This is a genomic window from Streptomyces kanamyceticus (assembly GCF_008704495.1).
In the GTDB taxonomy this organism is placed as follows: Bacteria; Actinomycetota; Actinomycetes; order Streptomycetales; family Streptomycetaceae; genus Streptomyces; species Streptomyces kanamyceticus.
This window is the reverse complement of record NZ_CP023699.1, coordinates 4,622,877-4,644,683: the sequence shown is the minus strand read 5'-3', so window position 1 is coordinate 4,644,683 and position 21,807 is coordinate 4,622,877. Positions and strand designations below refer to the sequence as shown.

Here is a 21,807-nt window from a genome sequence, read left to right as displayed (position 1 = left end):
GGATCAATCGGCACTCCTGGCACGTGCGTCACGCCAGGTTGCGGGCCTGCTTGAATCTGGCCAGACCGTCGGGGAGTTCCACCAGCGGGTCCGGGTAGTCGATGCCGGCCCGGTCCAGGCCCTGGAGCTTCCACGGTTCGTGGATCGCCGGTCCTTCCAGGGCGGCCAGCTCCGGGACCCAGCGGCGTACGTAATCGCCTGCCGGGTCGTGGCGCTTCGCCTGGATGACGGGGTTGAGCACACGGTTGGGGCGGGTGTCCGTGCCGGTGCCCGCCACCCACTGCCAGTTGAGTTGGTTGTTGGCCACGTCGCCGTCGGCCAGCAGGTCGAGGAAGTGCGCGGCGCCGGTCCGCCAGTCCAGGTAGAGGGTCTTGGTGAAGAAGCTCGCCACCAGCATCCGGGCCCGGCCCGGCAGCCAGCCCTCGTGCCGCAGCTGGCGCATCGCCGCGTCGATCACCGGGTAACCGGTGCGCCCCTCGCGCCACGCCGCGGCCTCCTCCTCGTCGTGGCGCCAACGGTCGTGCCGCGTGCGGTAGTCGGCGTGCGCAACCTGCGGACGGGCCGCGAGCAACTGGTGGTTGAAGTCCCGCCAGGCCAACTGTCGTACGAATGCCTCGCTTCCCTCCCCGGGCGACCGGCCCGCCCGCTGGATCAGTTCCGTGGCGGAGAGCGTGCCGAAGTGGAGGTGCGAGGAGAGGTGCGAGGTGGCGTCGGCGGCCAGGTCCGACTGCTGGTCGGCGTACTCGGACAAGGAGCCGCGCAGCCACGACGTCGTCCGGCGGCGGGCCTCGCTCTCGCCGCCCGCCGCGAGCCCCGGCGACACCCCGGCCACCGACGCGCGCGCCGGGAGCTCCTGCCCACCGACGCCCTCGGGGACGGCCACCGAACGGGGCGCCGCGACGACCGGCCGCATGGCCGTGTTCCGCCAGCGCCTGAAGTAGGGCGTGAAGACCGCGAAGTGGTCGCGGTCCTGCGGGACTTCGGCGCCCGGCGGGACCGCGGTGATCACCGCTTCGTGGACGTGCAGGGCGGCGCCCAGCGCGGTGAGCTCCTTGCGCAGTCGTTCCTCGCGCCGTCGCGCGTACGCACTGGTCCCCGCCGCCACGTGCACCGCACGGGCCCCGGTGCGCGAGACCACCGCGGCGACCTCCTCCGCGACGGCGCCGGACCGCAGCACGAGCCGCCCGCCGCGCTCGCGCAGCCCGGCGTCGAGGTCGGCCAGGCAGTCGGCGAGGAACGCGCGCCGGTTGGGCGCGTCGAAACCCGCGGCCGCGATCCCCTCGTCCAGGACGAACAGCGGGACGACCTCGTCGGCGTCCCCCAGCGCGGCCCGCAGTACGGGGTTGTCGTGCAGACGCAGGTCAGCGGTGAACAGGCAGATCGATACGGGGGATCGCAATTCCGTGCTCCTGGAAGCGGCGAGGGGGCAGATCAGGGTGGGGGGTGTCAGGTGGGGAACTTCATCAGGCCGATCGGGGGTGTCGTCGGGGCGGGTGAGCCGCCCGAGGGCTCGACGGTGACGCCCATTCCGGACGCGTCGTCCACCGCGCCCTCCATGAGCACGGCGTTCGTGCCGCCGGAGTCCGTCAGCAGACCGGCGGAGCGCATCTTCCCCTCGTCGTCGAACCACAGTTGGTACACCTTGCCCGTCGGCAGGTCCGGCAGCGCGGAGGCGAGGAACGCCGCGCGGTCGCGTTCCTCGGAGACCACCACCGTGGCCCGCGCGCCGTCGGCCAGCTTCGCGGTGACGGTCCGCGCGTCGGGCGCGGCGAGCACCGCGGCCAGCTCGGCGGCCCGCTGCTCGGCCTGCCGCTCGGCCCGGCGTGCCTCGGTCCGCGCGTCCTCGGCCGACTGGTGCTGCCAGACCGCGACGCCGCCGAAGGCCGCGGCCGCGGCGAGACAGGCGGCGAGCACGAGCCGCGACGCGCGGCGCGACGCGCGCCAGGACCAGGACCAGGCGCGGACGCGCGGCGGCGCGGGCACCCTGGGCGGTTCCTGGCGGACCGTGGTGATCTGCCGCAGCACCTGTTCCCGCAGCTGGGGCGGGGGCGTCGCGGGGACGGCGAGGCCGAGCCGCGCCGCGGTGGCGGCCAGTTCGCGCACCTCCTGGGCGCAGGCGGCGCAGGCGGCCAGATGGCGCTCGAAGGCGGCGCGTTCGGCGGGGGCGAGCGCGTGCAGGACGTACGCGCCGGTCGCCGTGTGCAGGTCGGCGGTGGTCACGCGCTCACCCCCAGGCAGTCGCGCAGCCGGATCAGGCCGTCGCGCAGGCGGGTCTTGACGGTACCGAGCGGCAGGGCCAGGAGCTGGGCCACCTCGCTGTAGGTGAGGCCGCGGTAGTAGGCGAGGGTGACCGACTCCCGCTGGAGCTTGGTGAGCGCGCTCAGGCAGCGCCGCACGCGCTGCTGTTCCAGGCGCGTCTCGACCCTCTCGGTCACCTCGTCGTACGCGGGCATCTCCGCGAGCAGCGCGGCCTTGTGCTCGCGCTCCGCCGCGGCCTGGGCCGAACGCACGCGGTCCACCGCGCGGCGGTGCGCCAGGGTCATCACCCACGTCATGGCGCTGCCCTTGTCGGGCCGGAAGCGGGCCGCGGTCCGCCAGACCTCGACGAGCACCTCCTGGGTGACCTCCTCGGACTGGGCCGGGTCGCGCAGTACGTTGCGGACCAGGCCGAAGACCGGGCCGCTCACCGCGTCGTAGACCCGGGTGAAGGCGTCCTGGTCGCCCCGCGCCACGTCCAGCAGGTGCTCGTCGAGGCCGGACCGCGAGGGCGGGGGCGGGGCGGCGGCGTGCGCGCGCTCCGTCGGTCTCACCGGGGGTGCCCGTCGAGCGTGCGGGGCTTGCCGACCATGTGCGCGGCCCTTCTCGTCGAGTGGCGGGGAGCGGCGAGGAGCGGCGGACGCGCGGGCGCGCGGCCGTCAGTTCACCGTTTCTCCCCTTGATTCGGAGCCGGGGAGCCCGCGGATTGGTCCCGGAATCGGTACGTCGAGTCGTATCGCGAAGCCGCCCTCCGGGAGCGGACCCGTGGCGAGTGTCGCCCCGCAGGCCCGCGCGCGCTCGCGCATGCCGCGCAGGCCGAGGCCGCTGGACGGGGCGCCCCAGCGGGGGTGGCGGGCCGGACCGTTGACCACGTGGAGGGTCAGGGTGGCGCCGGTGCCGTCCGCCTCGGGTGGCACCGCGCCCTCGTCGAGTGTCACGTCGACGCGGGCGCCCGGTGCGTGTTTGAGGGCGTTGGTCAGGGCTTCCTGGGCGATGCGGAAGACGGTGAGCGCCGTCTCCTGGGGCAGCAGGACCGCGGGTTCCCGCGCCTCGGGGAAGCGCACGTCGACGCCGGCCGCGCGCAGCGAGTGGACCAGCTCCGCGATGGATCCGCGCGGGTCGGTCCGCTCGGCCGTGCCGCCCTGGCCGCGCAGCACGCCGAGCATCCCGGAGAGCTGTCGCGCGGCGCCCGCGCAGGCGTCCTGCACGGTGCGGGCGGGAGCGGTCAGGCGTGCGTCGCCCGCGGCTCGTTGTTCGAGTACGCCCGCGTAGAGGGTGGCGATGCTGAGCTGGTGTCCGATGCCGTCGTGCAGATCCCTGGCCAGGCGCGCCCGTTCGCGTTCGACGGCGAGGTCGGCGGTGCCCTCGATGAGCCCGTCGACGATGCGGTTGCCGCGCCGCACGGCACGCCCGTAGCTGCGCTGCCGACGCACGGCGAGACCGGTCAGCGCGGGCAGCAGGACGTCCGCGGTGAAGGCGACGAGCCCGTCCAGGTCGAGCCGGTCGTCGGGCGGTACGTCCAGGGAGTACAGGATGCCGAGCAGTACGGGCAGCAGCAGGACGGCGGCCCGGAACCGGCGCTGGTAGACGGCTACGGAGTACGACGCGGCCATCATCGTGAGCCGCGACGAGTAGTCGAGCAGGGTGGCGACGGAGGCCGCGAGCAGCGCGAGCCAGGGCACGCGGCGGCGCGCCACCAGCAGGATCCCGGCGAGCAGCAGCGTCGCGAACCGCAGCCCGAGCAGGTGCGATCCGCCCGCGGGCAGGGCGATGAGGGACGGCAGGAGGACGGCGGACGCGATCGACACATCGGTGATCGCGGCGCGCTCGGCGGGCGTTCGTGACGCCCATGCGCGGGTGGCTCGCTCGGTGGCCCGACGGGTCGCGCCTCTCAAGAGTGCGGCCTGTCTTTCTGTCTGCCTGTCACGTCGTTCACCCGGCTCGTCGCGCTGTACACCGTTCCCGGTAAAGGATTTTACCTTCTCGCGACCGTCATTCGTAATGGGCGAAAGTCCTGAGCCGCAAGCCGGAGTTGACGGCTCGTCCCGTTATTATCAAGCGCATGACACGATCACCGGCGCTGCAATTAGGGCAGGAATGAACGCGGTTCGCGTACTCGTCGCCGATGACCAGCCGGTGATCCGCGCGGGCCTGCGCGCGCTGCTCGGCGCGGCCGACGACATGGTGGTCGTGGGGGAGGCGAGCGACGGTGCCGAGGCGGTGAGCATGGCGCGTGAACTCGCCCCCGACGTCGTACTCCTCGATCTGCGCATGCCCGGTGTCGGCGGAATTGACGTGACGATTCAACTGACCCGAGCCACGCCTTCCGCACGGGTGCTCGTCCTGACCAACCACGACTCGGCGGAGACGGTCGTCGCCGCATTCGAGGCCGGTGCGTCGGGACTTCTCCTGAAGACGTCATCGCCGCGTGAAATCATCTCGTCCGTGCGTTCCGTCGCCGCGGGCGCGAGCGTTCTCTCGTACTCCGTCATGAAGCGACTGATTTCACGGCCCGCGCCGCGTGCGCGGCTTCCCGAGGTCGCGGAACTCGCCGCGAAAGTCGCCTCGTTCGGCACGGGCGAGGTGAAGGTGCTCGCCCTGGTCGGCGCGGGGATGAGCAACAAGGAGATAGCCGGGGCGCTGCACCTCTCGCTGACCAGCGTGAAGACGTACGTGTCGCGGATCCTGCGCCGTCTGGGCCTCGACAACCGGACGCAGGCGGCGATTCTGGCGTATGAGCTGGGGCTTTCGGTTGACGGGTCAGTCGACGGGGCGATCGGTGGCGCCACCGATCGCGCGGTCGACCGGGGCGAAAGTGCCAGCAGTTGTCTACCTTTGGTGTGAAGTGTCCACTTTGGTGGCGCAACCTTACTGACGGTGCGCGGAACGCTGAATCTCAGCGCATTCCGCACCACCGAAAGGCCAGTTCGTGCACGTCGAGAGTTTCGGGGCGGCCGAAGGTGTCGCTTACGTCGAGGACTTCGCGTACGTCAAGGACGTCGCTTACGTCGAGGACGCGGAGCTGTGCGAGCAGGTCCGTGCCGGAGATCCGCGGGCATTCCACGTGCTGTGGGAACGGCATGTGGCGATGGCGCGGCAGTGTGCCATCGGCTGTACGCGCGGAAGTGCGGCCGATGCCGAGGACGCCGTTTCCGAGGCGATGCTCGGGCTTTTCCAGGCGTTGCGCGGCGGGCGCGGTCCCGTCGGCAACGTTCCCGGATATCTGCGGGTTTCCGTGCGGAGGGCTGCTGCCCGGACAGCGGCACGGCGGCACAGGGAACTCCCCGTCGCCGAATTGCCCGATCTTCCGGCGTCGGAGAACGGTTGTCGGGTCACCGCTTACTTCGACGTGGCGTGCGCGCGGGAGGCGTTTCTCGGGCTTTCCGAGCAACGCCGAATCGCCGTACGGCTCCTCGTCCTTGAGGAAAAGGGCGCGGGGCAGATCGGTGAGCGGCTCGGCATCGCCTCTTCGGCCGCTTCCTCGCTCGTCTACCGGGCCAAAGAGGCGTTGCGGGCCGGATATCTGCGACGCCATGTGAGCCCCGCCGACGCGGAATGCGCCGATGTCATGGACCGCGTCGTGGCATCTCTGCGGGGGCGCTCCGTGCGGCGCCACACGGCGGCCGTCTCCTCGCATCTGCATCGGTGCGCCGCGTGTCGCGAGGGCGGGCGGCAGCTGCGGGACGTCAACGCGGGGCTGCCGCAGCGGGTGCGGGGGGAGGGGGTGCGGGCGGCGCCCGGCGGCCGGGTGGCCGCGGGCGTCGTCCGTCGCACCGCCGGGTCCGGCACGGCCGGATGAACGGGATCAGCGGGATCAGCGGGATCAGCCGGATCAGCGAGATCAGCCGGATCAGCGGAAGAGTCTGCGCCACGTCTCGGGGCCCGGGTAGCCGTCCGCGGCCGCGCCCCGCCAGCCCTGCGCCCGCTGGAACGCCTCCACGTTGCGCCGGTCGGACTCGGACCAGCGCGGGCCCGGACCCTGCGTGTAGTGCTTGCCGTAGCCCTTCTTCACCAGTTGCCTGCCCAGCTTGGTGATGTGGGCGTTGGACTGTCCCGGCCGGAAGTGCTGCTTGCCGGGGAAGGCGGTGGCGGAGCTTCCGCTGCCACCCGAGCCGCCGGAACCGCCGGTGCCGCTCCCGGATCCCCCGGATCCCCCGGATCCCCCGGATCCCCCGCCGATGTTCTTCCCCTTGCCCTGCACCAGGTAGCGCCAGGTCGCGGGCCCCGGGATGCCGTCCGCCTCGGCGCCCCGCCACCCCTGCGCCTCCTGGAACGCACGTGTCGCCCTGCGGTCCGCGTCCGTCCAGCGGGGGCCCGGACCCTCCCGGTAGAACTTGCCGCCGCCCCGCTTGGTCAGCATCTTGCCGAGTTCGGTGACGTGGCTGTTGACGGCTCCGGGGCGGAAGGAGGACGCGCCGGGGAAGGCGGTGCCGGACGAGCCGCCGCCTGTACCTCCGTTCGAACCGCCGCCTTCCACGACGTACTTGTAGCGGTAGGGCACGTAGCCGCCGGAGTGCTTCCAGTACGCGTACGGCGTGGTCCGCTTCAGCGTGTGCGGTCGCGTCTGCTCGTACGCCACGTACCGGGTCTTCGACGAGTCCGTCCAGCCGCCGAAGATCGTCACGTGTGAACCGGCGCTCGGGTTCGACGGGTTGTGGAAGAGCAGCATGTCGCCGGGCTTGAGCTGGCTCTTGCCGATCCGTACGGCGTACGCGGCGAGGCTGCCCGTCCACTGGTTGCTGCCGAGGCCCCAGGCCATGGACACATAGCCCGAGCAGTCCTTGCGGTAGCCCTGGTAGTACGCGCCCATGCTGTACGAGACGCGGGCGTCCACCCAGGTCTGGGCGCGCGCCATGATCTGGCTCCGGGTCAGGCGCATGGGTGCGGACGCGGTGCGTGTGGCGGTGGCTGCGGTCGTGGCCGTGGCTGTGGCCGTGGTCGCGGGCTGGCCGAAGAGCGGGCCCGGTGCGCCCTGCCCCGGCGGGGTCGTGTCCTGCGTGGCGAAGGCGGGCAGCTCCAGGGCGTGCGCGGCGCCCGCGCCCGTCCCGGTCAGGACCGCGCCGAGCGCCACGACGGCCGCGGCGCGCGTACTGGCCCGGGAAGCGCCCGCCGTGCGGAGTTCGAGCCGCTCGTGCGCGCAGCCCGGGCAGGGGCAGTCGCGCGCGGCGGATATGTCCTCGAAGACCGGAGTACTCACATCACCCTCCATGGGTTCGAAACCGGAAGAACGGATGAAGGGGTGGAAACGACCCCTTCATGGACAGGAGTGGTGACGGGGGCGGTTATGACGGTCTTGGGGCGGGGAGCGATCGAACATGGTCGAAACCACGCCCTCCGAACCGCCTGAGCAGTCGCGTCCGCCTGAGCGGTCGGGTCCGCCGGAGTCGGAGGCAGTTGAGGACGTGATCGCGCGGCATGGGCTGCGGCCCCTGCCCGTGGAGGGCGGGCTCTTCCGCCAGATCTGGGCCGGGCCGCCCGACGCCGAGGGGCGCCCGGCCGGGACGGCGATCATCGCGCTGCTGACCAGGGACCCCGGCGACTTCTCGGCGCTGCACCGGCTGCCGACCGACGAGGTCTGGCACTTCTACGACGGCGACGCGCTGGAAATGCTCCTGCTCGCGCCCGACGGGACGGACCGGGTCGCGCTGCTCGGCGCGGGGGGACAGGTGCAGTTCGTGGTCCCCGCGGGGACGTGGATGGGCGCGCGGGTCGCGGCGGGCGGACGCCACGGGTGGGCGCTCTTCGGCACGACGATGGCACCCGGTTTCCTGCCCCAGGACTACGAGGGCGGCGACCCCGCGGAGCTGACCGCGCGCCACCCGGGGCGGGCGGACCTCATCGGGGCCCTGTGCCGTGCGGACGGACGGCTGCGGATGCCCGGAGCCGATGGAACTGATGGAGCCGATGGAACTGATGGAGCAGATGGAGCCGATGGAGCCGATGGTGAGTGAGCCGACGTGGGGCCTCGATGCGTCATTGCCCCGACTGACGGGCCGGGTCGTCCTGGTGACCGGGGCGAGCGGCACCATCGGCGCGGGGATCGCCCGCCGGTTCGCGCAGGCGGGCGCGGCGGTGGTGGTGCACTACCGCGGTGGTGCGGCGGCCGCGGAGAACGTGGTGGAACGGATCCGAGCGGCGGGCGGCGCGGCCATCGCCGTGCGGGCGGATCTGACGGGGGCGGGGGGCGCGGCTGGTGGGGGTGGCTCGGGGTACGAGGGGGCGGGGCTGGAGGGGCCGGGGGGTGCGGCTGGTGGGTGTGGTGTGGGAGATGCGGGTGGCTTGGAGCGCGAGGGCGGAGCCGCCGTAGGGGCGGATTCGGCGGGTGCGAATGGCGAACGTGGTGAGGCAGGCACGGGTGGCTTGAGGGGTGGGGGTGGAGCCGTCGTGGGGGCGGTGGAGGCGGAGGGGGCGCCTGATGGTGAGCGGGGCGGAGCGGTGGGGAGTGGTGTTGTCGTCGGGCGGGCGGAATTCGTGGGGGGAGAGGGTGCGGGCGGTGAGAGGGCTGGCGCCGTGGGCGCGGATTCTGTGGGTGCGGATCGTGAGCCGGTTGGAGCGGTGGGGAGTGGCGTTGTCGTCGGGCGGGCGGAATTCGCGGGGGGAGAGGGTGCGGGCGGTGAGAGGGCTGGCGCCGTGGGCGCGGATTCTGTGGGTGCGGATCGTGAGCCGGTTGGAGCGGTGGGGAGTGGTCTTGTCGTCGGGCGGGCGGAATTCGCGGGGGGAGAGGGTGCGGGCGGTGAGAGGGCTGGCGCCGTGGGTGCGGATTCTGTGGGTGCGGATCGTGAGCCGGTTGGAGCGGTGGGGAGTGGTGTTGTCGTCGGGCGGGCGGAATTCGCGGGGGGAGAGGGTGCGGGCGGTGAGAGGGCTGGCGCCGTGGGCGCGGATTCTGTGGGTGCGGATCGTGAGTTGGTTGGGGTGGTGGGGAGTGGTGTTGCCGTCGGGCGGGGTGGGGTCGATGGTGGGGGCGAGGCCGAGTGTTGGCGGCTTGTGCGGGTGGCCTGGGCGTGGCGGGGGCGGCTTGACGCGGTGGTGAACTGTGCCGGGATCCAGCCGGTGCAGGCGCTTCCCGGCATGACCGCCGCCGATTGGCGCGCGCTGGCGGAGGCGAACACGACGAGTGCGTTCAGCTGCACGCAGGCCGCCGCGGAGCTCATGTCCCGCCAGGACGGCGGCGGTTCGATCACGCACATCGCGTCGATCGAGGGCTCCCACCCCGCCCCCGGCCACGCGCACTACAGCGCGTCCAAGGCCGCCCTCATCATGTTCGCCCGCTCCGCCGCCCTGGAGTACGGGCCCCTCGGCATCCGCGTCAACAGCGTCTCGCCCGGCCTCGTCGACCGTCCCGGCCTCGCCGATGACTGGCCGGACGGCGTGGCCCGGTGGGGCCGCGCGGCGCCGCTCGGCAGGCTCGGGCGGCCCGAGGACATCGGCGACGCCTGCGTGTTCCTCGCCTCGGACGCGGCGTCCTGGATCACCGGGACCGACCTCGTCGTGGACGGCGGGGTGGGGGCGCGGCCCACCTGGTAGACGGCTTGAACCGATCATCTACGGTTCCGGCATGACGACTATGGAGCCCCGCCCGGATCTTCGGCCCCCGGGTCTGAACGCCGACGAGAAGACCACGTTGTTGACCTTCCTGGACTACCTGCGCGAGTCCGTCCTCGCGAAGGCGGCCGGTGTCCCGGAGCCGGCGGTCCGCACGGCCGGTGTCCCTTCCGGGACCAGCCTGCTCCAACTGCTCAAGCACCTGACGGCCGTCGAGCTCAACTGGTTCGTCTGGGCCTACGCGGGGGCCGACCGCGAGACCTGGGAGGACGAGGCCGTGGTGTCCGCCGACGACACCGCTTCGGGCTTGGCGGACGCCTATCGCGAGGCGGTCGCCCGGGCCAACGAGGTTGCCCTCGCCTGCACCGACTTGGACCGCCCAGGCGCCCGCTCGCTGCGCGAGACCCCGCCGCCGTCGATGCGCTGGGTGCTGGTCCACATGATCGAGGAGACTGCCCGGCACGCCGGTCACGCGGACATCCTGCGCGAGCAGATCGACGGCTCGACCGGGCGGTGATGCGGCCCCGGTGAACCAGGCGCGACCGCGCCCACCGACCGGTCGTGTCGGCCCCGGCCGCCTACGACCACCAAACCCCGTGGAATCGATCAGCTAGTTTCTGGCCGATACCCCCGAAGCCGACGCGACCCGGTCGAGCCACCCGCCGACCGCCGCGTCGAACTCGGCGGGACGCTCCAGGTTCGGCAGGTGCGCGGCCGACTCGACGACCCGCAGCGCGGAGTCGGGGAGCGCGGCGTGCATGGCCTCCGCGTCGGCGACCGGCGTGTACGTGTCGTCGCGGCCCACGACCACGAGGGAGGGGACCGTGACCCGGGTCAACAGGTCGCGGTAGTCCGGGCGTTCGGCCCGCCCGCGCAGCGCCGCCGCGGCTCCCTCGGGTGGCGCGGCCAGCATCATGCGGTGCACGTGGGCCGCGGCCTCGGGGTTGTACGGGGCGGCCATCCTGTCCAGGACCTCGTCCGCGTACCCCCGCATGCCCTCGGCGAGCAGCCGGTCCGCCATGGCGTTGCGGTGTGCCTTGCCCTCCGGCGTCTCCGCCGCGGGGAACGTGTCGGCGAGGAGCAGTCCGGTGACGCGGTCGGGGAACCTGCGGTAGCACTCCATGACGATCTGGCCGCCCATGGAGAGCCCGCCGAGTGCGAACTCCCGTACGCCCAGGTGGTCGAGGAGCGCCGCGATGTCCTCGGCGAACGTGCCGAGCGGGGTGGTGCCGGGGACGACCGTCGACTCGCCGTAGCCGCGCAGGTCGGGCGCGATGACGCGGTGCGTGGCGGCGAACGCGCGGCGCTGCGGTGTCCACATGGAGCGGTCGAAGGGGTGGCCGTGGATGAGGACGAGGGTGGGGGTCGGGGCCGGGGCCGGGGTGGGGGCGAGTGCGGGTGTGGGCGTCGGTGTCGGTGTCCGTGCCGGTGTGGCGGGGGTTTTGGTCGGGCCGTCGTCGTCGTAGCCGATGGTGACGCCGTTGACGTGTGCGGTTGCCATGGAGGGAGGCTAGGCCGGGCGGAGTTGGCGGTGCAATAGGATCTTTGCTCTCGGTGCAATGTGGGCTGACCAGGGGAAACGGGGTGGCGGGTGCGGCGGGACGAGTTCCGGCGGGTCGCGGACGAGGTGGCGGCGGAGATCGGGAGCGGGGCGCTGCGGCCGGGCGAGCGGCTGCCCACGCAGCGGGCCTTCGCGCGGGCGCGGGGCATCGCCAACTCCACCGCCATCCGCGTGTACGGAGAGCTGACGCGGCGCGGACTCGTCGTCGGCGAGGTGGGCCGCGGCACGTTCGTACGGGCCACCGCTCCGCACGCCGGGGGCGCCGCCCTCACCGAGCGCGCGGCGGCCGCCGCGTCCGGGCCGCCCGACCCCGGCACTGTGAACCTCGAACTCAACTACCCAGTGACACCAGGGCAGTCGGAGCTGATGAGCAAGGGACTCGCCCCGCTCCTCAGGCCCGACGTACTGCTCGACGCCACCCGGACCGCCGCGCCCGCCGGTACCCCTCGGGCGCGCGAGGCCGCGGCCGACGTGCTCGCCCGCGCCGGGTGGCGGCCGGAGCCCGAGCGGCTGCTCTTCGCGGGCAACGGCCGCCAGGCCATCGCCGCCGCGCTCTCCTCGCTCTGCGGTCCCGGCGGCCGCGCCGGTGTCGAGGAACTGACGTATCCGCTGGTGAAGTCCATCGCCGAGCGGATCGGCGTACGGCTCGTGCCGGTCGCCGTGGACGAACAGGGCATGGTCCCCGAGGCGCTCGCCGAGGCCCACCGGAGCGCTCCGCTCAGCGCCGTCTACGTACAGCCGACCCTGCAGAATCCGCTGTCCGTGACCGCGAGGGAGGGGCGCAGGGCCCAACTGGCCGCCGTTATACGGGAGTACGGGATCGTCGCCGTCGAGGACGCCACGTGGGGGTTCCTCGTGCCCGATGGGCCGGGTACTGCTGATGGGCCGGGTGCGGCTGATGGGCCGGGTGCGGCTGGTGTGCCCGCGCCGCTCGCGCCGCTCGCCGCGTACGCGCCCGAGCGGACCGTGCTCGTCGACAGCCTCTCCAAGCGGCTCGCCCCGGGCCTCACCGTCGGCATGCTGGCCGCGCCCGCGGAGCTCGTCGACGTTCTCACGGACGGTCTGCGGTCCGGGGCCTGGACGGCACCGGCCTTCAACCTGGAGGCGGCCGTGCGGTGGGTCCGCGACGGGACCGTCGCGGCGGTCACCGAAGCCAAGCGTGCCGACGCGGCCGCGCGCCAGCGGATCCTGCGGGAGCGGCTCGGGGTCGACGCGGCGGGCCGGGTCCGCGCGGGCGGCCGGGTCCGTACCGATCCCGGTGCGTACTACTGCTGGTGGGACCTGCCGTCGCGGTGGCGGGCCGAGCCGTTCGTCGCGGCGGCGGCCGCGCGTGGTGTCGCCGTCACGCCCGGCGCGGCGTTCGCGGCGGGCGGGCATCTCGCCCCGGACGCCGTACGGATCGGTCTCGCCTCCCCGCCGATGGAGGCGCTCGGGGAGGCGCTGGAGGTGCTGGCGGAGGTGGCGGAGGTGGCGGCCGGGTGATCAGTCGGTCGCCAGCAGCGCGCGCAGTGCCTCCGTGACCCCGGCCGGGTCCTCCTCCGCCATGAAGTGGCCGCACGACACGGTGCGGTGCGTCAGGCGGGGCGCCCAGGCCCGCCAGCGCGCGGCGGCGTCGAAACCGAGCGCGGCGCCCCAGTCCTGCTGGAGCACCGTGACCGGCATGGCGAGAGTGCGGCCCGCGCGGCGGTCGGCGGTGTCGTGTTCGAGGTCGACGGTCGCCGACGCGCGGTAGTCGGCGACGATCGAGGGCACGGCCTCGCGCGACGCCTTGAGGTAGGCGGCCCTGACGTCGTCGGGGACGGCCGCGGGATCGCGCGTCCAGATGTCGAGGAAGTGGCCGAAGAACGCGTCCGCCGACGCCTCGATCATCCGCTCCGGCAGGCCGGGCGGCTGCGCCATCAGATACAGGTGGAAGCCGACCGCGGCGGACGCGCCGTGCATGACCTCCCACATGTCGGGCGTCGGCAGCACGTCGAGGGAGGCGAGGTGCGTGATCGCGGCCGGATGGTCGAGGGCCGCCCTGATCGCGACGAGCGCGCCGCGGTCGTGCCCGACGAGCGCGAACCGCTCGTGGCCGAGCGCACGGGCGAGCGCGACGACGTCGGCGGCCATCGTGCGCTTGGAGTACGTCGCGTCGGAGAGGGCGGGCGGCTTGTCGCTGGCGCCGTAACCGCGCAGGTCGGGGCAGATGACGGGGTGGTCGACGGCGAGCTCGGCCGCCACGTGGCGCCACATCAGGTGGGTCTGGGGGAAGCCGTGCAGCAGGACGACGGGGGTGCCGGTGCGGGGGCCGCCGACGGCGGCGTTGAGCGCGACACCGCCGTCGGCGGGGTCGACGTCGACGCGGTGGTAGGCGAATCCGTCGATGTGGGGGGCGGGGGTGGGGACGGGGCTGGCCTCGGTGGTGTTCTCTCGGTGCATACGGAGAGGGTGCGCCGGGTGGATCAGCGGTGGATCAGCGGCGGCTCAGCGGTGGTGCTCCGCGGGGCCCAGGGACGGCCCCGTGGCGGCTCGGCGCACCCCGCCGAGCGGGTACGTTGACGGAGTGCCGCAGCAAGCAGGGGGCTCCGCCCGGCCGTCGCAGGAGCAGGCGGTGGCGTTCACCGTGCTCGGGACCGTGGGGGCGCGGGGCGGGGACGGGCGGGCGCTGGGCCTCAAGGGGCCGATGCACCGGGCCGTACTGGCCAGGCTGCTGATCGCGCGCGGCAAGGTCGTCCCTCTGGAGTGGCTGGTCGACGACCTCTGGGAGGATCCGCCGCCGAGGGCCGTCGGCACGATCAGGACGTTCGTCTCGACGCTGCGCCGCGCCCTCGAACCCGACAGGCCGCCGCGCGCGCCCGCCCGCCTCCTCGTCACCGAGGGCACCGGCTACGCGCTGCGCCCCGCGCCCGACGCGGTCGACGCCTGGCGGTTCGAGTCGGCGGTGCGCGGCGCGGGCGAACTCCTCGACGCGGGGCGCCCCGCGCCCGCCGTACGGTGCGTCGACGCGGCGCTCGCGCTGTGGCGGGGGCCCGCGTACGTCGAGTGGGCCGGTGCGGACTGGGCGCGGGCGGAGGCCGCGCGCCTGGACGGCCTGCGGCTGCTCGCCGTGGAACGCCGCGCGGCGGGGGCGCTGGCGCTCGGCCTCACCGACGACGTGGTCCCCGACCTGGAGGCGCAGGTCGTGGAGCACCCGTGGCGCGAGGAGTCCTGGCGCCTGCTGGCCCTCGCGCTCTACCGAGCGGGCCGCCAGGGCGACGCCCTCGCCGCCCTGCGCCGCGCCCGCCGCATCCTGGTCACGGAACTCGGGGTGGACCCCGGGCCCGAACTGCGACGGCTTGAGGCGGGGGTGCTGGAGCAGGATCCGGGGTTGCTGATGCCTGGGCCTGCTGTGGCGCGGGTGGGGATTCCCGAAGGTTTCGCCGGGCGGGGGCTTGGGGGCCTTGAGGAGGTCTCGGGGCCGGCTGGGTACGCCGGGTTCGCCGGGTACGCCGGGCAGGCGGGGCACTCCGAGCAGGCGGGGCTCGCCGGGTTCATGGGGCGCTCCGGGTTCGTGGGGCACGCGGGGCACGCGGGGCACGACGAAGCTGCGAGGCAGGCGGGGCTCGTTGGGCACGCCGGGCTCGTCCTGGCGCCCGGCGAAGCGGGCGCGGGGAAGACGGCCCCGGCCGAACAGCGGGTGGTGACCCCTCAGGGCTTCGTCGGGCGGGAGCGGGAACTGGCGGTCCTCGAAGAGGTCGCGGGGCAGGTGGGGCTCGCGGGGCGCTCCAGGCTCGCGGGGCAGGTCGGGCAGGTCGGGCAGGTCGGGCAGGTCGGGCAGGCAGGGCTCGATGAGGCTGCCGGGCACTCCGGGTTCGTGGGGCATGCGGGGCTTGACGAGGCCGCGAGGCACTCTGGGTTCGCGGGGCAGGCAGGGCACGACGAGGCTGCGGGGCAGGTGGGGCTCGCCGGGCGTGCGGGGCATGCGGGTCTCGACGCGGTCGCCGGGCGTGCGGGGCATGCGGGTCTCGACGCGGTCGCCGGGCGTGCGGGGCATGCGGGGCTCGACGCGGTCGCCGGGCGTGCGGGGCATGCGGGTCTCGACGCGGTCGCCGGGCGTGCGGGGCATGCGGGGCTCGACGCGGTCGCCGGGCGTGCGGGGCATGCGGGGCTCGACGAGGCCGCCGGGCGTGCGGGGCATGCGGGGCTCGACGAGGCCGCCGGGCGTGCGGGGCATGCGGGGCTCGACGACGCTGCCGAGCTTGCGGGCCACGCCGGGCACGCCCGGCTCGCCGGACACCCCGGGCACGACGAGGCCGTCAGGCACGCCACCCACACGGGACCCGCCACGCCCCCCGGCCTCGTCCTGGTCTCCGGCGAAGCAGGCGCGGGGAAGACCGCCCTGGTCGAGCAGTTGACGGCGCGGCTCGCGGGCCGTGGCTGGGGCACGGCGTGGGGGCGGTGCCCGGAACACGGGGGCGTACCGGCCGCGTGGCCCTGGGCCACGATCCTGGCTGAGCTGGCGGCGGGGCCGTGGCCCGGTGGGGGCGATGCCGGGGCCGATGTCGGGGAGGTCCCCGCCCCCGACGCCCGTTTCCAGCGCCGTCGCGCCCTCGGGGAGCTCCTTCGCGGCGTCGTCGTACGAGAGCGTCAACCCCTGCTCATCGTGCTCGACGACCTGCAGTGGGCCGACGACGAGACGCTGGAGTGTCTGGAGAGCCTCGGCTCACCCGCGTCGGCGGGCGCCTCGGCGGGCGTGCTCGTCGTCGGGACCTGTCGGGAGACCGACGTGCCCGCGCGGCTGCGCGCGTTCCTCGGGCGGGTGGCGCGCGCCGAACCCGTGCGGGTCGTCCTCGGCGGGCTCGGCGAGGACGACGTGGCCACGCTCGTCCGCACCGTCGCCGGACCCGACGTGACCGCCGACGCCGTCCGCGCCGTGCACGCCCGCAGCGGCGGCAACCCCTTCTTCGTACGCGAACTGGCCCGCCTCTGCGCCACGGACGGCCGCGCCGCGCTCTCCGGCGTCCCCATCGGCGTACGCGACGTCATCCGGCACCGGCTCGGCGCGCTCGACGACGGGGCGCGGACCGTGCTGCGGCAGGCCGCCGTCATCGGGCCCGAGGTGGATCTCGACCTCCTGATCCCGCTCGCGGGCGGCGGCGAGGACGCGGTCGTCCACGCCGTCGAGACGGCACTGCACCACGGCTTCCTCGACGAACTCGGCCCGGACCGCGTGCGGTTCGCCCACGCGCTCGTCCGCGAGACGCTGTACGCGGACATCTCCCGCGCCCGCCGCGCCCGTTGGCACACCGCCGTCGCCGAGGCCATCGAGACGCTGCGCCCGCACGACGCCGACGCGCTCGCCGACCACTACCTCCGCGCGGGCACCCGGGCGACCGCCGCCCGCGCCGTCCACCACGCCCGCCTCGCCGCGCGCCGCGCCGAACACGACGCGGCCCCGCACCGCGCGGCCCGCCTGTGGCGGGCGGCGCTCGACGCCCACGACCGGCTCGGGGGCGAACGCGCGCGCGAGCGGCTCGGGCTCGTCACGGGGCTCGTCCGCGCCCTCGCCCTCACCGGCGGCCTCGCCGAGGCCAGGCGGCACCGCTCCGACGCCCTCGCCGACGCCGAACGCCTCGGCGACCCCGAGCTGACGGCCCGCGTCATCGGCGCCTTCGACGTCCCCGGCAACTGGACCCGCAACGACGACGAAGCGCTCTCCCGCCGCATCGTCGACGCCGCCGAGCGCACGCTCCTCGCGCTCCCCGGCGACGACGGCGCCACGCGCTGCCGACTGCTCGCCACCATCGCCATGGAACTGCGCGGCTCCGCCGGACCGCGCGGGCGCGAGGCGGCCGCCGAGGCGGAGGCGCTCGCCCGCGGCCTCGGGTCCGGCCCCGGCTCCGGTCCCGGCCCCGGTCACGACCCGGTGCTCCTCGCCTTCGCCCTCAACGCCCGCTTCATGCACAGCTTCGAGCGGGCCGGTCGATCCGCCGAACGGCTGCGTATTGGGGAGGAGTTGGTGGACTTCGCCGGGGGCGGGCGCGGTCATGGATCCCTCGTCGCCTTTCACGTGCTCGGGCATCTGATGTGCCTTCAGGCGCACTGCGCACGCGCCGAGTTCGGTGACGCCGACGCGCACGCCGTCGCCGCCGACCGGCTCGCCGAGCGGTACGACCTGCCCCTCGTCGGGGTGTTCACCGAGTGGTACGCCGCACTGAAGCAGGCCGTGTCCGGGCGTACGGAGGAGGCGCGTGCCGCGTACGCCGCCGCGGCGGCGCGTCTCCCGGAGACGGGCATGACCGGGCTGGCGGAGGGGCTGCTGCCGCTCGCCCTGCTGAGCTTGCGGGGGCGACCAGATAGTGGTGAACCGGGCGCGGGCTTCGAGGAGGGGTGCTTCGGGCCGTACGAACCCTGGTGCCGACCCGCCGACCTCACCGCCCTGCCGCCCTCCGCTCCCGACCTCCTCCTCGAAGCCCGCCTCTGCCTACACGCCAGGGCCGCCGTCGCCGCCGGTGACGATCCTGTCCTCATGGAGCGGCTCTATCGTCAACTCCTTCCGGCCTGTGGGGAGTTGGCCGGGGCCGGGAGCGGTCTCGTCAGCTTCGGGCCCGTGGACCGGTACGCGGGTGACCTCGCCGCCGCCCTCGGCAGGGCCACGGACGCGGCACGGCACCACGAGCGGGCCCGGGCCCTGGAGTCCCGCCTCCGCGACCGCTGACCTTCCCCAGTCGCCCCTAGCCGTCCCTGTATGTCAGGAAGCCAGTCCCGCCCGGTGCGCGAGCAGCGCTGCCTGCACCCTGCTGTCGCTGTCCGTCTTCTCCAGGATCGCGGCCACGTGCGTCTTGACCGTGCCCACGCCGATGCCGAGCCGCAGTCCGATCTCCAGGTTCGGCAGACCGGCCCCGAGCATGGCGAGCACCTCGCGTTCGCGGTCGGTGAGGGAGGCGACGCGGTCCTCCGCCGATGCCGGGCCCGCGGCGGCCCCGGGGCCCGTGGGCGCGGCCGCGGCGCCGCCCTGGAGCATCCGCCTGATGACCGTCCCCGTCACGCCGGGCGAGAGCACCGCGTCACCGGCCGCCGCCGCCCGCACCGAGCGGATCAGCTCGTCGGGGCCCTCGTCCTTGAGCAGGAAGCCGCCCGCGCCCGCTTGCAGGGCGCGCGTCACGTTCTCCTCGTCGCCGAACGTGGTGAGCATGACGACCTGCGGCCTCGGGTCGAGCGCGATCAGCGGGCCGATCGCCGCGAGCCCGTCGAGCACGGGCATCCGGATGTCGACGAGGGCGACGTCGGGGCGCAGCTCGGCGGCGAGCGTGACCGCTTCGGCGCCGTTCACCGCCTCGCCGACGACCTCGATGCCGTCGGCGTGCTGGAGGATCATGCGGACGCCGTGCCGGATCATCTCCTCGTCGTCGGCGAGGAGGACTCTTACACATCTTACGGGGCGCTGGTCCTGGGGCATCTCGTCCATGGGCTCAGGCTACGGCTGACGCGCAGGTACAGCGCGTGGAGAAGCCCCGCCCACGCGCCACGGGGCAGCACACGGACGGGCTTCCTTCACGGTCTCAGACCGGCCAGCGGTCGGCAGGGTCATCGACCCATGCGCTTTGCCCGTTCGCCGTAACGGTGAGGCCGAAGCGCTGGTATCCGGGCTTGCCCTTCTCCGTCCACCATCGGTATGCCGATTCGGCTTCGTCCCACAGTTGGCGGGGTCCGGATTGCCACACCTGCGCTTCGTCGCCGTCTCGGAACACGACGCACGCCCATGATCGGTCGGTGAGTCCGTAGAGCCACACGGGCCGCTTGCCGTCGCGCTTGTCGGCCACGACGTGGACGCAGTCCCGGAGCTTGAGACCCATGGCGAACCGCTGAGGGCTGAACTGTTCCCCTATGAATTCGTCTTCCGTGATCGTGGTGGACGATTTGGTGCGGTCGGCCACGTTGTCGGTCACGTACTCCGCGTGTACGACGGGCGAAAGGCGTTGTGCTCGCGCCTTCATGAACTCGACCGGCCCCGTAAAGGGGCCTGTGGCGCTCTCTCCGTCGTCCGCGACCACCAGCCGGGCTACGGCGTCAGCGTTGTCATAGTGAGTCCCCCACGGAGCCACAATGACCGCGCCGGGGCGGCTCTGTTCAACCCACGCGAACGGGATGGACCGGAAGCCACATGTAGCGATGATCCTGTCGTACGGCCCTCCTTCCGGGTAGCCCTTGAGCCCGTCGCGATTGATGACCAGGGCGGAGAGGCCGAACAGGTTGAGTGCCGTACGTGCTTCCGCCGCGACAACGGAATCCAGTTCCACCGTGACGACGTTCTCCGGCCTCAGCCGGTGGGCCAGCAAAGCGGCGTTCCATCCGGTGCCCGTGCCGATTTCCAAGACATGGTTGCCGGGTCGTACGTCTAGGTCACTGAGCATCCGGAACACGACGGACGGCATGGAAGCCGAAGATGTTGATACCTCCCCTGGTTCGGTACCGGTGTGCTTGCCGTCGTCCCACTGTGTGACGACGGGAACGTCAGATTCTGCGTACCCGTGCCAGAGTTCCGGATCGTCCGTCCGCGAAACGAAAACGCTGCGCCCCGTTTTCATGTCGAATGGCCACATGAGATCCGGAAGGAATGAGGAACGGGGCACCGCAGCAAACGAGGGAACCCAATCCGTGGAGAGGGCACCGCCAGCCATGAGGGCACGCCCCAGCTCGCTACGGCTGGGGCGCTCCTGGTGTGCGTCGGTCACAAGGTCATCCCTTGGGCGGGTTGGGGACGCCGGGACCACCGTCCGGGGTGGGCGGGGGCGGCGGGGGTGCGGGCTCGCCAGGCAATCCGTCTCCGCCGTTGGCCTCATAGATCTTCATCATCGGTTTCCCTTTCGGTTGTAGATCACTCGAACCCGTGGGGCCGGTCCGGTCGCTGACGGCTCAGCGTTCACCCGTCATGGGTGAGGGAAGGGCCGGACCGGCAGTGGAGTTACCTCTTCCTGTCTTGCCTCTTCGCGGCCCGGCGTTCCGCCCTGTTGCCGTCGGGGTTGGGCTGGACGGCCTTCTTGGGGCGGTCAAAGTTCACGGCCTTGATGCTGGCCGCCGTCCGGGGCGCCTTCTTGACCAACTGAGTTCCTTTCGGTAGCGGGTTGTTGAAGACCCGTCCTGCCATCTCCGCTGCACGGAATGGGGCGTGTGACCGGGCGGGAGTGAAGCCCGTCCCGTGCCGGGATCACCAATTGCCGTGGGGCGACCATTCGGCGTTCTTCCGGCACGGGACGGAGTTATCGGGTGGCGGCAAGGTCGATAGCGAGACGTCGAAGCTTCTCCGCGACCGTGCGCACAGTGGCAGCCCGGTAGTTGCCCATGCTGAGAACGGTGTCTCGGCTGTGCTCGGTGCAGTGCGGATGGGAGCACGGCTCAACAATGTGCGAGTCGTCGAACTCCGTGATCCCCAGGGCTTCGAGGGCTTCGACCAGCGAGCGCCCGGCTTCGTCCACCTCTTCACGGTCTGATGTGGAGAAGTACCCCGGATGGGTCATGACGGTCGCCCTCCCTTCGCTGGTGAGCGGCGATTGAGACCCCGTGTTCCGCCCCCTGCCACTGCTGCCCCAGCGCGCTTACAGAGGGCTCCTGCGGCAGGGGGCGGAAGATTTCCAACAGGCCAGAGGACATGAGGAGCAGGCCGGAGATTCCGACGCTCATGAGCATGAAACAGCCCCCGGCTCTTCCCGAAGACGTGGGCATCCTCCATCGCTTCACGACTGCGCCCTTCCCGACTGCGCGGCCTCAAACTGGTTCGCCTGACGCGACTCAAACAGTTCGGCGAAGTCGGTGAAGGTTCTCCGGAAGTGCCGGTGTCCGGTGTCCCTCAGGTGTTGGCGCATCCAATCATCGACCGTCAACGCCCCACCCATGACGCCCGAGTAGGCGCCGCATGCCTTCTCGTCGCCGGAGACGCACAGGGCGGCGTACTCCGGTTCCACCGTGGGGTCTTGGGCGGTGGTGAATGGGTCCCATCTGAAGAGGCGGCGGGGGCTCATCACTCTTCCTTTCGGCTTCGCTTGCGTGGTGGGGGGGTAGCGCGGAGCGTCGGTTCCTTGAGGGGCGCTTCGCGGCAGCGGGGGCAGCGGCACGGCGGGTAGGCCATGGACCCGGGCGGTAGGTCGGCGCCGTCCGCCGTCGCCGTGCCGGGCTTCGGCGTCGACGCCCGGGGAAGGTCGTTGGTGCCCCGGACGGCCATGAGGCGGCTAAGGGCTTCACTCGCGCTACTGGTCATGGATCAGCCGTTCCAGACCAGTCTTGATGGCCCTGAGATCCACTTCGTGCGGGTGGGCGAAGCCGCCGCGCGGGCGCCAACCGACGAGAGCCCACGGGCCGAAGACCGCTATCCGGGCGGCCAGCGTCGCCACGTCGTCTCGCTGGTCGGTGGTCCTGGTGGTGTCGCTGGTCATGGTTGGGCGCCGCCCCCTCTGCGCTGGTGGCTCCGTGTGGACTTCGGGGTTCCACCA

General features: G+C 73.1%; 19 protein-coding genes and 2 pseudogenes. 9 read left to right on the top strand and 12 right to left on the bottom strand.

What is annotated here, in order from left to right:
- Positions 1–28 precede the first annotated feature (28 nt).
- The 4 genes from CP970_RS19420 to CP970_RS19405 all read right to left on the bottom strand — a co-directional run bounded on the left by CP970_RS19420 (position 29) and on the right by CP970_RS19405 (position 4,151).
- Complete coding sequence (locus CP970_RS19420) at positions 29–1,399, bottom strand: cryptochrome/photolyase family protein (protein WP_224058535.1); 1,371 nt, start codon at positions 1,397–1,399, stop codon at positions 29–31.
- Between the two features lie 47 nt (positions 1,400–1,446).
- On the bottom strand, positions 1,447–2,220 hold the full coding sequence (locus CP970_RS19415; protein WP_055556795.1) for an anti-sigma factor: 774 nt from the start codon (positions 2,218–2,220) through the stop codon (positions 1,447–1,449).
- Complete coding sequence (locus CP970_RS19410) at positions 2,217–2,810, bottom strand: sigma-70 family RNA polymerase sigma factor (RefSeq protein ID WP_055556793.1); 594 nt, start codon at positions 2,808–2,810, stop codon at positions 2,217–2,219. Before CP970_RS19410 ends, CP970_RS19415 begins: the two co-directional genes overlap by 4 nt.
- A 105-nt stretch (positions 2,811–2,915) precedes the next feature.
- Complete coding sequence (locus CP970_RS19405; protein ID WP_150493615.1) at positions 2,916–4,151, bottom strand: sensor histidine kinase; 1,236 nt, start codon at positions 4,149–4,151, stop codon at positions 2,916–2,918.
- Between the two features lie 106 nt (positions 4,152–4,257).
- Between CP970_RS19405 and CP970_RS19400 the strand changes: the two genes are divergently transcribed.
- Both CP970_RS19400 and CP970_RS19395 read left to right on the top strand, forming a co-directional pair.
- Positions 4,258–5,100 carry a response regulator gene (locus tag CP970_RS19400; RefSeq protein WP_224058533.1) on the top strand — a complete coding sequence of 281 codons (843 nt, stop codon included), beginning with the start codon at positions 4,258–4,260 and terminating at the stop codon, positions 5,098–5,100.
- Between the two features lie 85 nt (positions 5,101–5,185).
- Complete coding sequence (locus tag CP970_RS19395; RefSeq protein ID WP_150493613.1) at positions 5,186–6,055, top strand: RNA polymerase sigma factor; 870 nt, start codon at positions 5,186–5,188, stop codon at positions 6,053–6,055.
- Positions 6,056–6,106: 51 nt separating this feature from the next.
- Here the strand turns inward: CP970_RS19395 and CP970_RS19390 are convergent, their stop codons facing one another.
- Positions 6,107–7,453 (bottom strand): peptidoglycan-binding protein, encoded by a 1,347-nt coding sequence (locus CP970_RS19390; RefSeq protein ID WP_150493611.1) that lies wholly within the window; start codon positions 7,451–7,453, stop codon positions 6,107–6,109.
- A gap of 118 nt (positions 7,454–7,571) precedes the next feature.
- Here CP970_RS19390 and CP970_RS19385 point away from each other — a divergent pair, with 118 nt between their 5' ends.
- The 4 genes and pseudogenes from CP970_RS19385 (at position 7,572) to CP970_RS19375 (ending at position 10,315) form a co-directional block, all read left to right on the top strand.
- Positions 7,572–8,207 carry a cupin domain-containing protein gene (locus CP970_RS19385; protein WP_150493609.1) on the top strand — a complete coding sequence of 212 codons (636 nt, stop codon included), beginning with the start codon at positions 7,572–7,574 and terminating at the stop codon, positions 8,205–8,207.
- Positions 8,143–8,370: pseudogene (locus tag CP970_RS45000) on the top strand (hypothetical protein); the annotation flags it as partial. The gene CP970_RS19385 and the pseudogene CP970_RS45000, both read left to right, overlap by 65 nt.
- Positions 8,371–9,006: 636 nt before the next feature.
- Complete coding sequence (locus tag CP970_RS44240) at positions 9,007–9,780, top strand: SDR family NAD(P)-dependent oxidoreductase (protein ID WP_191095065.1); 774 nt, start codon at positions 9,007–9,009, stop codon at positions 9,778–9,780.
- A gap of 40 nt (positions 9,781–9,820) precedes the next feature.
- A complete protein-coding gene (locus CP970_RS19375) occupies positions 9,821–10,315 on the top strand; it encodes a DinB family protein (RefSeq protein ID WP_055556771.1) in 495 nt (164 codons plus the stop codon).
- A gap of 93 nt (positions 10,316–10,408) precedes the next feature.
- On the opposite strand, the gene CP970_RS19370 is transcribed toward CP970_RS19375, so the two are convergent.
- Entirely contained in the window at positions 10,409–11,299 is an 891-nt protein-coding gene (locus tag CP970_RS19370; protein ID WP_150493606.1) for an alpha/beta fold hydrolase, read from the bottom strand.
- Positions 11,300–11,389: 90 nt separating this feature from the next.
- Here CP970_RS19370 and CP970_RS19365 point away from each other — a divergent pair, with 90 nt between their 5' ends.
- The gene (locus tag CP970_RS19365) at positions 11,390–12,841 is read left to right on the top strand and encodes an aminotransferase-like domain-containing protein (protein WP_055553696.1); all 1,452 of its coding nucleotides are present in this window, start codon (positions 11,390–11,392) and stop codon (positions 12,839–12,841) included.
- Here the strand turns inward: CP970_RS19365 and CP970_RS19360 are convergent, their stop codons facing one another.
- Positions 12,842–13,780: an alpha/beta fold hydrolase gene (locus tag CP970_RS19360; protein WP_150493604.1), complete on the bottom strand. Its 939-nt coding sequence runs from the start codon at positions 13,778–13,780 to the stop codon at positions 12,842–12,844. It abuts the gene before it with no gap.
- 172 nt (positions 13,781–13,952) lie between these two features.
- On the opposite strand from CP970_RS19360, the pseudogene CP970_RS46215 reads away from it, so the two are divergent.
- Together CP970_RS46215 and CP970_RS19350 are read left to right on the top strand one after the other, a co-directional pair.
- A pseudogene (locus CP970_RS46215) lies at positions 13,953–14,726 on the top strand (AfsR/SARP family transcriptional regulator); the annotation flags it as partial.
- On the top strand, positions 14,715–18,038 hold the full coding sequence (locus tag CP970_RS19350) for an ATP-binding protein (protein ID WP_317987192.1): 3,324 nt from the start codon (positions 14,715–14,717) through the stop codon (positions 18,036–18,038). The pseudogene CP970_RS46215 and the gene CP970_RS19350, both read left to right, overlap by 12 nt.
- 33 nt (positions 18,039–18,071) lie before the next feature.
- On the opposite strand, the gene CP970_RS19345 is transcribed toward CP970_RS19350, so the two are convergent.
- The 5 genes from CP970_RS19345 to CP970_RS19325 form a co-directional block, all read right to left on the bottom strand.
- Positions 18,072–18,788, bottom strand: coding sequence for a response regulator (locus tag CP970_RS19345; protein WP_055553698.1), 717 nt, complete (start codon positions 18,786–18,788; stop codon positions 18,072–18,074).
- Positions 18,789–18,882: 94 nt separating this feature from the next.
- Positions 18,883–20,001, bottom strand: coding sequence for an rRNA adenine N-6-methyltransferase family protein (locus tag CP970_RS19340; protein ID WP_055553701.1), 1,119 nt, complete (start codon positions 19,999–20,001; stop codon positions 18,883–18,885).
- A gap of 579 nt (positions 20,002–20,580) precedes the next feature.
- Positions 20,581–20,838: a hypothetical protein gene (locus CP970_RS19335; protein WP_150493602.1), complete on the bottom strand. Its 258-nt coding sequence runs from the start codon at positions 20,836–20,838 to the stop codon at positions 20,581–20,583.
- A gap of 216 nt (positions 20,839–21,054) precedes the next feature.
- Complete coding sequence (locus CP970_RS19330) at positions 21,055–21,339, bottom strand: DUF7848 domain-containing protein (protein ID WP_055553874.1); 285 nt, start codon at positions 21,337–21,339, stop codon at positions 21,055–21,057.
- A gap of 225 nt (positions 21,340–21,564) precedes the next feature.
- Positions 21,565–21,750, bottom strand: coding sequence for a hypothetical protein (locus CP970_RS19325; RefSeq protein WP_055553872.1), 186 nt, complete (start codon positions 21,748–21,750; stop codon positions 21,565–21,567).
- Positions 21,751–21,807: the final 57 nt, after the last annotated feature.

What these genes read in the sequence shown, in the direction of transcription:
- CP970_RS19350 (WP_317987192.1), top strand. Translation starts at nt 14,715, where the DNA reads ATGCCTGGGCCTGCTGTGGCGCGGGTGGGGATTCCCGAAGGTTTCGCC.
- CP970_RS19340 (WP_055553701.1), bottom strand. Translation starts at nt 20,001, where the DNA reads ATGGCTGGCGGTGCCCTCTCCACGGATTGGGTTCCCTCGTTTGCTGCG.
- CP970_RS19345 (WP_055553698.1), bottom strand. Translation starts at nt 18,788, where the DNA reads ATGGACGAGATGCCCCAGGACCAGCGCCCCGTAAGATGTGTAAGAGTC.
- CP970_RS19335 (WP_150493602.1), bottom strand. Translation starts at nt 20,838, where the DNA reads ATGACCCATCCGGGGTACTTCTCCACATCAGACCGTGAAGAGGTGGAC.
- CP970_RS19370 (WP_150493606.1), bottom strand. Translation starts at nt 11,299, where the DNA reads ATGGCAACCGCACACGTCAACGGCGTCACCATCGGCTACGACGACGAC.
- CP970_RS19400 (WP_224058533.1), top strand. Translation starts at nt 4,258, where the DNA reads ATGGGCGAAAGTCCTGAGCCGCAAGCCGGAGTTGACGGCTCGTCCCGT.
- CP970_RS19330 (WP_055553874.1), bottom strand. Translation starts at nt 21,339, where the DNA reads ATGAGCCCCCGCCGCCTCTTCAGATGGGACCCATTCACCACCGCCCAA.
- CP970_RS19375 (WP_055556771.1), top strand. Translation starts at nt 9,821, where the DNA reads ATGGAGCCCCGCCCGGATCTTCGGCCCCCGGGTCTGAACGCCGACGAG.
- CP970_RS19360 (WP_150493604.1), bottom strand. Translation starts at nt 13,780, where the DNA reads ATGCACCGAGAGAACACCACCGAGGCCAGCCCCGTCCCCACCCCCGCC.
- CP970_RS19325 (WP_055553872.1), bottom strand. Translation starts at nt 21,750, where the DNA reads ATGACCAGCGACACCACCAGGACCACCGACCAGCGAGACGACGTGGCG.
- CP970_RS19385 (WP_150493609.1), top strand. Translation starts at nt 7,572, where the DNA reads ATGGTCGAAACCACGCCCTCCGAACCGCCTGAGCAGTCGCGTCCGCCT.